Below are 14,209 nucleotides of genomic sequence, written 5' to 3'. Positions count from 1 at the left end.
CATTGGAACCACCTGATCCCATCCCGAACTCAGCAGTGAAACGATGCATCGCCGATGGTAGTGTGGGGTTTCCCCATGTGAGAGTAGGTCATCGTCAAGATTAAATTCCGAAACCCCTATCTGCGCATGCAGGTAGGGGTTTTGTTTTAGTAGAAGTCACCAATTTTCACTGGCGCGTTGATGTTCTAACGAGCTGGTAACAGAATTTCTTGACGACCATAGAGCATTGGAACCACCTGATCCCATCCCGAACTCAGCAGTGAAACGATGCATCGCCGATGGTAGTGTGGGGTTTCCCCATGTGAGAGTAGGTCATCGTCAAGATTGAATTCCGAAACCCCTGTCTGCTAACGCAGACAGGGGTTTCGTCGTTTCAGGGGTACTGAAAAGCCCGTTGTGGAGTCTATCCACAACGGGCTTTTTCACATTTTAGGCAAACAGTTTCAGCACATTGTTCATTGCATCATCGGCAAAACCCTGTACGAAATCCTTGAAGCCCGGCAGCGCCTCGGTGCCTCCCTGCGCCGGTTCGGCGATGATGGTCCAGGTGGCTCGGGACTTGCCCGCACCCAGTGGTTCAACGCTCATCGCTGCCCACAGATTGGCCACACCCAGGGTGTTGTAGATAGTGGTCCAGGTCATGTGCCGTGCCTGGTCGTCCCGGGAGTTGAGTTGCTCGACCACCAGGTTGCCGTCCTTGAAAAACTTTTTACGCAGCGATGACACCCCATCACCGGTCATCTCGATGTGCGATAGCGCCGGAATGAAGCGATCGAAGCCGGCAAAGTTGCCGACTACAGCCCATACCTGCGCAGAATCGGCAGGCACCTCTACCGAGGACACCACGTGGCAGCCTTGAGGGTTTTTGATCAGGGTATCGGGTTGCAGAGTGCTCATGGTCTTGCTCCGTTGGGTTGAGTCAGATGAAATTGATTTCTTTGAGGTAGTCGCAGCCGCGACGCAGCAGCGCCGGGGATTTTTGCGGGTAGCGCGCACCCATCAGCCGAACGCCGGCCTGGGCGTTGTCGTGCCCGATCATCGAGATGTCACCGATGTCCTCCTCAAAGCCGTTGAGGTAGAACCCCAGCACGCCGAACAAGGCGTTGTCGCTGTCGACCCGACCCAGTTGCTGTTGCCAGTCGGCGACGCTGACCATCGCGAATTCACGCCCCGCCTCACGGAAGGACGCCACATAGTTGTCCCAGCTCAGGGGCTCGGGGTTATGCAGGTTGAACACCGCTTGTTCTGGTTGATAACGACTGGCGTGGAAGGCGATGAATCGGGCGAGAAAGTCCACCGGCATCAAGTCGAAGTTCAAGGCGAATTCCGGCACCTGGCCAAGCTGGATCGAGCCCTTGAGCATCAGCATCAGGCGGTTCTTGTGTGGCTGGCACACACCCGTGAGGCTGTTGAAGCTGATGTTGCCGGGACGGTAGAGATTGACCCGGACCCCAAGCTCCCGCGCCCGTTCGAGGATTCGCTCGCCGACCCATTTGGACAGGTTGTAGCCGTTCTTGATGTAGATGGGTGGTGTCGGTGCGGCAGGCAACTCAAGCACTCGGCCTTCGGCGGATATCGTGCTGGAGGCCGAGAGCGTCGAGACGAAATTGAAGATTTTTTTGCTGCGCCCTTCGCACAGGCGCAAACATTCGAAAATCGGCTCGACGTTGTCCCGCGCCAGCGACTCGTAATCGAGAACGTGATTGACGTTGGCCGCGTTGTGCACCAGTGCGCCAAATTCTCGATCCAGTCGCTGGTAAGCCTCGGGCGCCAAACCGAGTTGCGGCCGCGTGATGTCCGCCGCGTAAACCCTCACCCGGCCCATATCCAGATGCTCCAGACGGTTCTCCCGCAGCGCCTGGGCAAAGCGTTCGTCCGCCGATTGCCCATTGCCGTCGCGAACCAGGCAGGCGACTTCGCTGGCCCCCCAGGCCAGCAACGCCTCGACGAGATGTACACCGACAAAACTGTTGGCGCCGGTGACGATCACCTTGTGCACATCGCCCATGCGGCTGATGGGTAGCGGCTGAATATCCAGTTCGCGGAAGGCATCACGCAGGGCCTGTTCGCTCAATACCTCTTCACTGCCGGAGCCGCGCACCAGAGTCGCCAGTTTGGTGATGGTGGGCAGTTCGATAAAGCGGTTGATCGAGATGCTGCGCCCGAATTCTTCGCGCAGTCGCAGCAGCATGCGTGATAGCAGGATCGAGTGCCCGCCCAGATTGAAGAAGCTTTCGTCGGTGGAAATGTCGCTCGCCGACAGCTCCAGCAACTCGGCCCAGATTTCCAGCAGCAGGGCTTCATCGGCGTTGACGGGCAGGCGCCGTGAAGGGTTATCGGTGACGCTCATGGGCAGATCCAGCAACGCCTTGCGGTCGACCTTGCCATTGCTGGCGTAAGGCATGCTTGCCAGCTCGGTCCATGCAACGGGGTGCATGTAGTCCGGCAGGTGCTGTGTCGCGTGGGCTTTCAACGCTTGGCGAGCGGTGCCGGGGAGGTCTTCCTGAGGTTGGGCAAGGAAGGCCAGAATCCGTCGCTGGCTATCGATGACCACGGCAACCTGGCGGTACAACTGGCTGTCGCGCAGACAGCGCTCAATCTCTTCCGGCTCGACCCTGAACCCGCGGATCTTCACCTGATTATCACGCCGACCGCACAGCTCGATCCCTTCAGCCGTCCACTTCGCCATGTCCCCGGTGCGATAGACGCGCAGGCTCCGGCCATCAGGCAGACTCAGGTCCAGATAGCGCTCGGCGGTTTGCTGCGGGTTGTTCAGGTAACCCAGGCACACACCCGGGCCGGCGATGTACAACTCACCGACGGCCTGTTCGGCCACCGGTTGAAAGTCGTCATCGAGAATCAACACCTGGCTGTTGGCGATTGGTGCACCCAGCGAGCGGTTGTGGTCGCCTGCCTGGAGCCGCCGCGCGGTAATCAGCACCGTGGCTTCGGTTGGCCCGTAGAGGTTGTAGAGCTTGCCCTGACGGCTCAGTTGCTCGATGACCCACGGCTCGCAGACATCGCCGCCGGTCATCACATGATCCAGGCACTGCAACTGCTCCAGTGGCAGGATGCTCAACAGGGCGGGCGGTAAAAAGGCGTGGGTCAGTTGTCGATGACGAATCAGTTCCACCAGTTGCAGCGGATCGCGACGTTGGTCATCACCGGGCACGATCAGCTCGGCGCCTTGCAACAGAGTCGGGAAGATGTCGATCAGCGATGAGTCGAAACTCAACGAAGAAAACTGCAACACCCGGCTCTCGCGGGTCAGCTGCACATAGTCGGCGTACCAGTGTGTGAAATGCGCGAGGTTGGCCTGGCTGAGCAGCACGCCCTTCGGATGGCCGGTGGTGCCCGAGGTGTAGAGCGCCATGCAGGGCGCATCGAGGTCGGGGCATTGGTGCATCAAGGGTTGAGTGAGGTCTGCGTCATGGACGTCGATGCGGCTGATGTCCAGGCCCGGCATCTGGCTCGCCAGGGGATGCTCGCCGTCATGCAGCAACAATACTGCGCCAGCATTCGACAGAATGTACTGCTGACGCTGCAACGGATGGCTCGGCTCCAGCGGCAAGTACACCGCGCCACTGCCCAGGATTGCCAGAATGCCCGCATACAGCGCTCTGCATTTGGGCAAGCAGATCCCGATGACTACCGGGCCTTGATGCTGATCCAGCAGCGGTCGCAAACGTTGCTCGATGGCACGGCTGAGCGCGTGCAACTGGCGATACTCGAGGGTGTTGCCAGCGATGCTCAAGGCCGGATGGTCGGCGCTCTGGATGAATTGCTGTTCCAGCCTTTCGATCATCGGCGTTTGCGCGAGTTGCTGCAGCCGTGGATCGGCGGTGCCATTGAGACGATGCACGAACGCGAGGCTGTCCAGGAACCGCAGGCTCTCGATGCGCTCGAAGCGGGCAGGGACGGCGGGTTCGGCGTGTCGTAAATAGTCGGCATCCCGCGAGTAGCGGCTGACCAGCAGCGCCACGTGGTCAACCAGTGCTGTCAGGGCCTGCATACGCAAAACCTGGCCGTTACCCGACGGTTCATCGGCAATGGGTACACGGGTCAGCAGCATTGAGCCGAGGCAGCACAACACGTCCAGCGATGGCAGGCCGGACGCCTGCGGCAGGCCGAGACCCAATTGAATTGTCAGTCGTGGCGCATCCCCGATGTACTGAAACGGTGTGCCGTCATCGATCAGCAGATCAGCCTGTCCAGGCATATCGTCGAGCGCGCAGATCCGTGTCAGTGAGTGACCGTGTTGTTCGAGTTCCAGCGCCAGGTCGGTCAGGGCCTGGCTTTTTCCGGTGAGCAAAATATCGAGACGTCTCATGATGGGCTCCTCGTCAAACCAGATAGTCGCTGAGGGCGGTTTGGACGCACGGCGAATCGAGCAGCGAACTGCTGTGGAAAAACCGCACAATGTTGGCCACCAGCGGGTGATGGCGATTGATCGGGAAGGCCATTGCCGACACTTCGCTCTTGAGTGCGTGACGCGCCGCGTCGTTGGTCTGCAGTGCGTCGATCAAGCGGAAGTCGAAGGATTTCTGGATGTCGTTGGTCAGGTAATGAGCAATGAACACCGGCAGGATCTGCGCGATGTACTGGCGGTCGTCTGTACTTGCGGTATGCCAGTAGATGCGTACCAGCCGCGCCCAAAAACCGGAGTGGCGCCCCTCGTCCAGCAGGTGATCGGCCATCAGGCCCTTGATCGATTGTTTGACCGTGTCGTCCTTGGCGAACGCGGCGACATCACCGGTCACCGTGTTTTCGGCGATGGCCACGCAAATGAGTTCTACAGCGCTGCGCAGGTGCTCCGGTGCCAGCGCCACGGCCGCCGGTATCGCCCGGCTCAGCTCGATCTCATCCGGCAACTCAATGGGGGTGATACCGGTCAACGCGATGGTTTGTTGCATGAAATCCATCGCCACCAGTGCGTGGTAATCCTCGTCCACCACAACCGTCATGGCGTCGTAGCGGCAGGCGAACGGGAACTCGAACGCGAAGCGATTCTTGGCGATGCTGCGGGCGGTTTTGTCGACGATCTCGGTTTCGAAAATCACCACATCGTTGATGAACTTGTAGAGCGTCTGCACCAGGGCGAAGTCGCGCTGTTCCGGGCATTCGCGCAGAAAGGTTTCGCTCAGCACCAACGGTTGGCGGCTCAAGGGGTAGATCAGTTTGTCGTCGTTCTCCAGCACGCGGCGCGGGCGTGTGCGGATGGTCGCGCGACCTTCCCAGGCGTCGGCGAAGGATTGGTAGTCGGCGGCGTTCATGCGCTCACCTCCGTGACGGATTCGTTCATGCTCAGGCGCAACCCGTCCCACAGGGCGATACGACTTTCCACGGCAGCGATGGCGCTGGCGTATACGTCTTCCTGCCGTTGCGGGTCGCTATCGACCAGTCGCGACAGGAGCTTTTCCGCTGCCGGGCCGTGGTCCTCGGAGTCGACTTCAATGTGTCGTTCGAGGTAGTAACGGAAGGTCGGCGCCTGCTCGATGCCGATGCCCCAATCGTCGAGGATGCGCTGGAACATCCGTGGGATAACGCTCTCACGACCGTGCAGAAACGCCGCCGCCACACTGTGACCCGGCGCATGCAGGGCTATGTGTAGCGTATGGCGAACGAAACTTGCGGCCGCCGGATCGACGTTGACGCTCTGCAAGGCCACGTCGTAGCTCACGCCTTCTTGCTGCAGGGTCACGAAGCGTTCGATGGCAACGGTGCAGGCGCCGACTTCGCGCATTGCATCCAGGTACAACTCGAAGTGGCTGTAATGACCTTGGGCCGGACGGTCATCCGACTCCTCACCCAGCACGATCTCGTTGATCAACCGCGCTGCCTGGGGATCCTGTGGCGGTAACCAGGGCAGTTGCACGCAAGTCAGCTCCTGTTGCAGGCGCTTGGTCAGTGACATGAAGTCCCACACGGCAAACACGTGGGTTTCCATGAAGCGTCGCAGGACCGCAAGCGAATGTATTTCAGAGAAAATCGGATGTTCGCTAAGTTCGGATTTTTTTTGAATCAGACGTTCTTTAGTTGGTTTCATGGATGAGCCTGTCAGTGATCTTGGGTGAGAAGTAATCAAGCACTGAAGTTCGCTGGAAGTTTTCTCCTGGCGAACGGGTGCCTCAAACGAATTGATCTTCTTCAGTGCTATAGATGCCGAATAAACAAGGCGCTGCTGCCGCTTGTGGCTGGCAACGAAGAAAAACTAATACACATATAAAGTGTCAATCAAGTTGTTTCGATATTATTTTAATATTCAACTTTTTGAAGGATGAAAAGTTTCAATAAAACTTTTCATATTGGTTTTATTTTGGCGTAGTTACTCCTTCCGGCCTATATAAGTCAGAATTGAATAAAGAGTGAATGCCTCACTCGAAGTAACTTTTTATCGGATGTCGTTGGGGGTGTCTGAGGGGGTGGAAGCAGGTCGCGAGTGATGCCGATCCTTCCGTTCCCGTAATGAGGCTCCTTCCTTCGCTTCTTGGGGCGGGGGCGACGCCATTCGCACGGCGAGTCCCCCGTTTTATTGTGTCTTGGTTACCCAGAGTGGGCGCAAATCAAGGCGTCCGCCATTACTGAGGCATCACGCAATCGTTGCGATGGTCAGGATTGAAGGTGGCAAGGCGTTGGGTTGCGGTATGGCGTCGCGAGGGTGGTGTGGTATGGGCGCAGGGGGTTTGTAATCAAATTATTCGCGGTGCACATTCGGGAGGAGTGTGAGGCAAGCGAGGCGAACCCTTCGGTGCGCCACCCCGGATTTGCCGCTGCGGGTTACTTCGACATGTTTTTTGCCTGTACTTCAGGGCTGTCGAGGTAGCGCGTAATGACCTCGACCCCTCGGTTCAGGTGATGTTCGAGCAGTTTCACCGAGCGTTCGACGTCACGGTCTTCGGCGGCCTGCAACAGTGCCCGGTGGTCGTCCTGGGACAATTTGCCCAGGCCCATGGCTTCCAGGTTGAAACGCAGGAACCGCTCTTCTTCGATCAGGCCGTCTTCCACCAGTTTCAACAGCCGGCGATTGGGCGCCCGGCTGTAAAGCGCCATGTGGAACAAGCGATTGAGCCGTCCGATTTCGGTGTAGTTGTTTTGCGTTTCGAGTTCGTCGATGTAACGGGCAGCCTGTTCGAGATCTCCGTCCTGGAGCAGTGGCACCGAGAGACGCAGGGCTTCGGATTCGAGCAGGATGCGCAGCGCATAGGTTTCCACGGCGTCGCCCTGGACCAGTGGCGCGACCACGGCGCCCTTGTGGGCAATCACGTTGAGCAACGATTGCGCTTCGAGTTGGCGCAAGGCCTCGCGAACGGGCATGCGGCTGACGCCAAACAGATCGGCGAGGTCTTGCTGGCGCAGGGCTGCGCCGCAAGGAATGCGCCCGTCGAGTATCGCCGCGCGCAGGGTTTCTTCGATCACCGAGCGTGCCAGATGTGCGGGAATTGGCCCGTTGACCTTGATACTGCTGAGAGGGTTGGGCTTTTGTGTCACTAAACGCACCCTGATTGATGGAATTTTTTGGATCCAAATGACACTAGTAACTGACTGACAGCTTGTCAAACAAGCTCACGAGTGCCTTTCCTGCAGTTTAGCGCGCCGCCAGTGATTGCACTGTGCCATTGTCTTTTTCCGGTCTAACCTTCACCATTCAAACGACTCCCTCCTGCCCATCCAGGATGCCTCGCATTGGCGGCAAGTTTAACGATCCCGCGGATTTTACGCTGGCTGTGCAGCGCATTGCTGCTGGCGGGCGTGATGCTGGGCAGCTTGAGCGCCGATTGGGATTTTTCCCTGATCAGCCGGCGGGCGCAGGCATTGTACGGACCTTTGGGAGAAGGTCAGCAGCGCATTAATGATTGGCAATACTTGTTGGCCAGCCAGAAGCAGCTCGGCGAGCAGGAACAACTCAATGTGGTCAATCGCTTCTTCAATAAACAACTGCGATATGTCGAAGACATCGACCTGTGGCACGCAGTCGATTACTGGGAAACCCCGATCGAAGCCCTTTGGGAAGGCGCTGGAGACTGTGAAGACTACGCTATTGCCAAGTACTTCAGCCTGCGTCACCTCGGAGTAGCCAGTGAAAAGCTGCGTATTACCTATGTCAAGGCACTGACCCAGAATCGCGCGCACATGGTGTTGACCTACTACTCGAGTCCGGAAGCCGAGCCCCTGGTGCTCGACAGCCTGATCGATGCAATCAAGCCGGCCAGCCAGCGAAAGGATTTGCTGCCGGTCTACTCTTTCAATGCTGAAGGGTTGTGGCTGCCGGGCGCCAAGGGCAATAAAAAGGTCGGCGATACCAAACGCCTTTCGCGTTGGCAGGATGTGCTGAAAAAAATGCAGGCCGAAGGATTCCCGGTCGAGACGACTAACTAGGAGCACACGCTCAGATGTCTTTGTTCAAACAGCTGTTGATTGCTATCTGTCTGTTCCTGGTGGTCGCCTTCACCGGCAGTTTCATGGTCAGTCTGGAGAGCTCGCGCACTCAGTACGTCAACCAGTTGCGCTCCCATGCCCAGGACGCCGCGACGGCGCTGGCGCTTTCCCTGACACCGAACATCGACGATCCTGCGATGGTCGAGTTGCTGGTCAGCTCGATTTTCGACAGCGGTTACTACGCGAACATCCGTGTGGTCGATCTCAAGACCGACCAGACCCTGGTTGAGCGCACGGGTATCCCGGCGGTGAACAATGTTCCGGACTGGTTCGTCAAACTGATCGGCCTGGAGCCTGCCGGTGGTGATGCGATCGTCAGCCGCGGCTGGGAGCAGGCTGCCCGGGTCGAGGTGGTCAGCCACCCGATGTTCGCGCTGGCCAAGTTGTGGCAAAGCGCTTTGGGCAGCCTGGGCTGGTTGCTGCTGTGTGGCGCGGTCAGTGCGGTACTCGGCGCGCTGTTGCTGCGTCAGCAATTGAGGCCGCTGGATTACATGGTCCAACAATCCCACGCCATCGCCCGGCGGGAATTCCTCAGCCTGCCGGAACTGCCGCGCACCCCCGAACTTCGCCGGGTCGTGCAGGCCATGAACCAGATGGTCGAGAAGCTCAAGGCGCTGTTCCAGGAGCAGGCCGAGCGCAGTGAAAAACTACGGGTCGAGTCCTATCAGGACTCATTGACCGGGTTGGCCAACCGGCGTTATTTCGAGATGCAATTGAATGCGCGGGTGAGCAACCCGGAGCAGGCCAGTTCGGGTTACCTGCTGCTGTTGCGGGTCAAGGATCTGGCCGGTCTCAACCAGCGCCGCGGCGGCCGGCGCACCGATGAAGTGCTCAAGGCCGTCGGTGAGCAACTGTCTCGCGAGTGCGCCAAATATCCGGAAACCCAGAACCTGGTGACCCGTATCCGCGGTGGCGAATTTGCCGTGCTGGCGCCGGGACTGGTGCGCGAAGAGGCGCTGCAACTGGCACAGAACCTCGATAGTGCCTTGGCCAGTCTTCACGCTACCGGCGCCACTGATGTGGCGGCCGTGGCGTCTATCGGCCTGGCGCCTTTTGCTCATGGCGACTCACCGCAAGCCGTGCTCAGCCTTGGCGATCAGGCGCTGGCGCAGGCCGAAGGCCAGGGCGAGCAGAACTGGGCCTGTATCGAGCACAGCCTCTCGGCCAGTGTCGGCGACGATCACCACGCCTGGCATCTGATGCTCGATCAGGCGCTGACTCAGCAACGTTTCGAGCTGTATTTCCAACCGGTAGTGGCCGCCCAGGACACGCAACTGGTACTGCATTACAAAGTGTTATCGCGACTGCTCGATGAACAAGGCCAGGCCATCCCCGCCGGGCGTTTTCTGCCTTGGCTGGAGCGCTTCGGCTGGACTGCGCGTCTGGATCGGCTGATGCTCGAGCGGGTGTTGGAACAAATGAGCGAGCATGAGGAGTCGCTGGCGCTGAATCTGTCGTCGGCGACCCTGGGCGACCCGCAGGCGCAAAACAAAATCTTCGAAATACTGCGTGCGCACTCCAACCTCGGCCCGCGCCTGACCCTGGAGATTGGCGAAGAGCAACTGCCTGACCAGACGGTGCTGGAACAGTTGACCCGACGCCTGCGCGAACTCGGCTTCTCCCTGAGCCTGCAACGTTTTGGTGGCCGCTTCAGCATGATTGGCAACCTGGCACGGCTGGGTCTGGCGTACCTGAAAATCGATGGCAGCTACATCCGGTCGATTGATCTGGAGAGTGACAAACGCCTGTTCATCGAGGCGATCCAGCGCGCGGCACACAGCATTGATTTGCCGCTGATTGCCGAGCGGGTCGAGACGCAAGGCGAATTGTCGGTGATTCGCGAGATGGGGCTGTACGGTGTGCAGGGCCAGTTGTTCGGCGAGCCCAAGCCCTGGAAGTAACTCTTTAGAGCAGGGTAGTCAGTGATGCCGTCCTTGTCCGCGATGAGGCTGGAACAGTCACTGAAGATCAATGATCAGATCAGCCCGGTCTCTTCATCATCGATCAATTGGCTCAAGCCACCCAAGGCTTCACGGGCCTGGTTTCGGTCCATGAGCTTGGCCTGGGCCGCCGCCGGCAGGTCGGTGACGCGGATCACGCCTTTCTGGGTCAGCACCTGAATCAAGTCATCGAGTACCCGGATCATTTCCAGGTCACTTTGCTTGAGCTGCTTGAGGCTGTTCTCTACAGCCGCGTTGGCAAACCAGGCCTGGATTTCATGATTGTCGGCCGGCAGCGTTTCCGTGGCCTCGGCGTAGGCGGCGGGTTCCACGCGAACCAACAGGCCCTGCGCATCGCGTTGCACGTAAAACATTGAGCATCCCTCAGAATTAACCAGCGTCGTGCTGTCAGCAGCATAGGTCAACTGCACGCCAGTATGTGGCGCGGTGACGAAATCGTCACCGGGCAGTGGGCGTAAACGTGACGGCCGCCCCATAAGGAGCGGCCGTTTTCATGCATCAGCTGTTGTTGTGATCGACTTTGATGGTCGGGTCGCTACCAGCAATCAAGTTTTGCAGGTTGGCGCTAGACCAGTTGTTGCCTTCCAGTTTGATCGTCACGTCCGGCGTGGCGGCGGCTGCATTGCCCGAATTCAACTGGCCGGCCGAGCTGACTTGCAGCGACGACACGCCATCGACCGTGGTGATCTTCAGGAAGTTGTCGATGGTGCTGCCGGTTTCGCCCTGCAACAGATCGCGCAGGTCGATCCGGTCGCCTTCGCTGGCCTTGAAGTCCTTGATCACGTCGTTACCGGTATCGCCCGCTTTCCAGACGAAGGTGTCACCACCGGAACCACCAGTCAGGGTGTCATTGCCCTTTCCACCCAAGAGAATGTCATTGCCGTCGCCACCGTCCAGCAGGTCATTTCCGGTCCCGCCAAGCAGGATGTCATTGCCTGCGCCGCCGTAGAGTTTGTCGTCGCCGCCCTGGCCGAAGATGATGTCATTGCCGGCATTGCCCAGCAGTGTATCGGCACCATCTTGAGCGCCAGACACATCGAACACGCTGTAGTGCTCGGTGATGTACTGGTGCACATTGCTTGGAGTGACCTGGTTGGTTTCGACCCCGGTTTGCAGTCCGACAAAAGCTTGCAACGAGGTGTAACCCTCGCCGGTGACGCTGTTGAAGCTCACCAGGTCGCCAAAGATGATGTCATTGCCATCACCGCTGTTGACGGTGTCTTGGCCCGGTAGCGTGGCCTCGCTGTGGCCAAGGATCGCGTTGGCCAGATCCGCAGGGTTGATATTGGCCAGCGGCTTGCCATCGGTGGTGTTGTAGGGGGCCAGATCGCTTTCTTTGACTTCGTTGTTCAGGCCGATGGCCTGCACAGTGGAGTTGGCAGCCGCCAGCAGGGCAAATGCCGCTGCGGCATTCGAGGCACTGGCGCTGTTGACGTAACCATCGCCATCGTTGGCCGACAGCTCATAAGTGCCGTCACCTTGCGCATGAAGTGTCAGGCCACTGTATTTGGAAGAGCTCCAGTTGCCCTTGTTGTCCTCACTCCATTTGTACACGGAGCCATTGGCATCGACCAACGTACGAGACACACCGCCGATCACTGTGTTGAACGCATAGCCAGGCTTGTAGTCACCCAGTTTCAACAGGCTGTCCAGGGTCACGTCCGTGGCGCTGCTCGACCTGAAGTCAACGACGACCGGGTTGGTCTGCTCAGAGCTGGTGTAAGCGGTTGGTTCACCGTCGGTAATGAAGTAGGTGAGATTGATCGCGTTCGGGTTGCTCTTCGCATCAGCGCTGTAGAACCAGTTGGCGGTGGTCTTGAACACGTCCTCGTAGTTGGTGTATCCACCCGATTTTATGCTGTCGAGAACCGACTTCAAGTTCGCCAGAGCATCCTTGCTGGACAGGTCGATCGAAATCGATTGTTTGACCGTCGTGTCGAAGTCCACGAGGAACACTTTCACAGTGCCCGGATTCGCGTCTTTCGAAGTCGCACTGGCGATCAGCGAAGTGAATACCGCTTCCAGAGACTTCTTCGCCGCCGCCATGGAGCTATCGCCCATACTGCCCGAGCTGTCGACCATGAACGCGATGTTGTAGTTCTGGCCCGGTACGACCGTCAGCCCGCCAATATCCGACACCACGATGTCATTGCCACTGGTGCCGGTGACCGTGTCGTTACCTGCAGTGGCAGTGAGCGAGTTATAGACCGAAGGGTTGATCGTGATCGGAATCTGCGTCGTATTACTGGCCGAATCACCCTGGCCCTCGGTCGAGACTGCCGTAACGGTCAGCGTGTTGGTGCCGGTGGCGTACGGTGCCGGGGTGTAGCTCAACTTGCTCACATCCCACCCGCTGAGGTCGACGACGCCGTTACCGGTTGTGCCGGTAAAGGTGTGCGTGCCATCGGTCAGGGTCGCGCCCGCCGGGATGCCGGCGATCGAGGTAATGGTCTGGGTTTCAGAGCCATCAGTGTCCACCGACGTTACCTTCAGGCCCAGCGCAATGCTGCTGTTCTCGGCCACCTGAGTCGCAGTGGCGGTCACGATCGGTGTATCCGCAACCGCGGTCACACTGATGTCCAGCGTGGTGCTAGAGCCGGTGTTGGTGGTGTAGGTCACAGTCGGAACCTTGCCACTCCAATTGTCGGCCGGGGTAAAGCTGTAATCGCCGTTGGCGCCGAGAGTCAGCTTGCCCACGTTTGCGATGGTGGCAGTGCTCCCCGCGCTGTACTCGGTGCCCCCAATTGTGAACTTGGTCACGGTGAGGACGTTATCCACATCGCGGTCGTTGGTCAGTACGTTACCGGTGGCGACCTTGTCCTCAAGGGTGGTTTTGAGGTCGGCAGCCAGCACACTCGGGTCGTCGACTGGGGTGACGCTGATGTTCAGGGTCGAAGTGTCGTTGGGTCCCGAGCCGTCGGTGACGGTGTAGGTGACCGTCGGCACCGTGCCGTTGTAGTTGGCGGCCGGGGTGAAGGTGTAGGCACCGTTGGCTGCGATCAGCAGGGTGCCGACGTTGGCGATGGTTGCTGTGCTGCCGGCGGCGTAAGTGGTCGCACCGATGGTGAAACTGACCACGCTGACCGGGCCGTCGACGCTGCTCGTTCCGGTGAGGACGCTGCCGCTGAGGGCAGTGTTTTCCAGGGTCGACACCGTTTCGCTGGCGTCGGTGAAGCTGTCGTCGAACGGGGTGACACTGATGTTCAGGGTCGAAGTGTCGTCTGTGCCGGAACCGTCGGTGACGGTGTAGGAGACAGTCGGCACCGTGCCGTTGTAGTTGGCGGCCGGGGTGAAGGTGTAGGCGCCGTTGGCTGCGATCAGCAGGGTGCCGACGTTAGCGATGGTCGCGGTGGTACCGGCTGTGTAAGTGGTCGCACCGATGGTGAAGTCGACCACGCTGACCGGGCCATCCACGCTGCTCGTGTCGGAGAGGACGCTGCCTGTCAGGGCCGTGTCTTCCAGGGTTGACACTGTTTCGCTGGCGTCGATGAAGCTGTCGTCGACCGGGGTGACACTGATGTTCAGGGTCGAGGTGTCGTTGGTTCCCGAACCGTCGGTGACGGTGTAGGTGACCGTTGGCACCGTGCCGTTGTAGTTGGCGGCCGGGGTGAAGATGTAGGCGCCGTTGGCTGCGATTACCAAGGTACCGACGTTGGCGATGGTCGCTGTGCTGCCGGCGGTGTACGTGGTCGCACCGATGGTGAAGTTGACCACGCTGACCGGGCCATCGACGCTGCTCGTGTCGGAGAGGACGCTGCCTGTCAGGGCCGTGTCTTCCAGGGTCGACACTGTTTCGCTGGCGTCGATGAAGC

9 protein-coding genes and 2 rRNA genes are annotated in these 14,209 nt (G+C 59.1%); 4 read left to right on the top strand and 7 right to left on the bottom strand.

Annotation, left to right across the window (positions count from 1 at the left end):
* Both rrf (KW849_RS30830) and rrf (KW849_RS30825) read left to right on the top strand, forming a co-directional pair.
* A 5S ribosomal RNA gene (gene rrf / locus KW849_RS30830) occupies positions 1-100 on the top strand; the annotation flags it as partial.
* A gap of 108 nt (positions 101-208) precedes the next feature.
* Positions 209-324, top strand: a 5S ribosomal RNA gene (rrf, locus tag KW849_RS30825).
* Between the two features lie 105 nt (positions 325-429).
* Here rrf (KW849_RS30825) and KW849_RS30820 read toward each other — a convergent pair.
* The 5 genes from KW849_RS30820 to KW849_RS30800 form a co-directional block, all read right to left on the bottom strand.
* Positions 430-897, bottom strand: a complete 468-nt coding sequence (locus KW849_RS30820; RefSeq protein ID WP_218433877.1) for an SRPBCC family protein — start codon at positions 895-897, stop codon at positions 430-432.
* 22 nt (positions 898-919) lie between these two features.
* Positions 920-4,330, bottom strand: coding sequence for a non-ribosomal peptide synthetase (locus KW849_RS30815; RefSeq protein WP_218433876.1), 3,411 nt, complete (start codon positions 4,328-4,330; stop codon positions 920-922).
* Between the two features lie 13 nt (positions 4,331-4,343).
* Positions 4,344-5,273, bottom strand: coding sequence for a diiron oxygenase (locus KW849_RS30810; RefSeq protein WP_218433875.1), 930 nt, complete (start codon positions 5,271-5,273; stop codon positions 4,344-4,346).
* The gene (locus tag KW849_RS30805; RefSeq protein WP_218433874.1) at positions 5,270-6,046 is read right to left on the bottom strand and encodes a DUF3050 domain-containing protein; all 777 of its coding nucleotides are present in this window, start codon (positions 6,044-6,046) and stop codon (positions 5,270-5,272) included. Before KW849_RS30805 ends, KW849_RS30810 begins: the two co-directional genes overlap by 4 nt.
* 731 nt (positions 6,047-6,777) lie before the next feature.
* On the bottom strand, positions 6,778-7,488 hold the full coding sequence (locus KW849_RS30800) for a GntR family transcriptional regulator (RefSeq protein WP_218433873.1): 711 nt from the start codon (positions 7,486-7,488) through the stop codon (positions 6,778-6,780).
* Between the two features lie 195 nt (positions 7,489-7,683).
* Here KW849_RS30800 and lapG point away from each other — a divergent pair, with 195 nt between their 5' ends.
* Together lapG and lapD are read left to right on the top strand one after the other, a co-directional pair.
* A complete protein-coding gene (gene lapG, locus KW849_RS30795; protein ID WP_218433872.1) occupies positions 7,684-8,376 on the top strand; it encodes a cysteine protease LapG in 693 nt (230 codons plus the stop codon).
* A gap of 14 nt (positions 8,377-8,390) precedes the next feature.
* The gene (lapD, locus tag KW849_RS30790) at positions 8,391-10,337 is read left to right on the top strand and encodes a cyclic di-GMP receptor LapD (protein ID WP_218433871.1); all 1,947 of its coding nucleotides are present in this window, start codon (positions 8,391-8,393) and stop codon (positions 10,335-10,337) included.
* A 74-nt stretch (positions 10,338-10,411) separates the two neighbouring features.
* On the opposite strand, the gene KW849_RS30785 is transcribed toward lapD, so the two are convergent.
* Together KW849_RS30785 and KW849_RS30780 are read right to left on the bottom strand one after the other, a co-directional pair.
* On the bottom strand, positions 10,412-10,750 hold the full coding sequence (locus KW849_RS30785) for a tryptophan synthase subunit beta (protein WP_218433870.1): 339 nt from the start codon (positions 10,748-10,750) through the stop codon (positions 10,412-10,414).
* 145 nt (positions 10,751-10,895) lie between these two features.
* Positions 10,896-14,209: S-layer family protein (locus KW849_RS30780; protein WP_218433869.1), on the bottom strand; the 3,314-nt coding region annotated here is incomplete at its 5' end.

Source organism: Pseudomonas sp. PDM26 (assembly GCF_019219185.1).
Classification (GTDB): Bacteria; Pseudomonadota; Gammaproteobacteria; order Pseudomonadales; family Pseudomonadaceae; genus Aquipseudomonas.
This window is presented reverse-complemented; position numbering and strand designations above follow the sequence as displayed.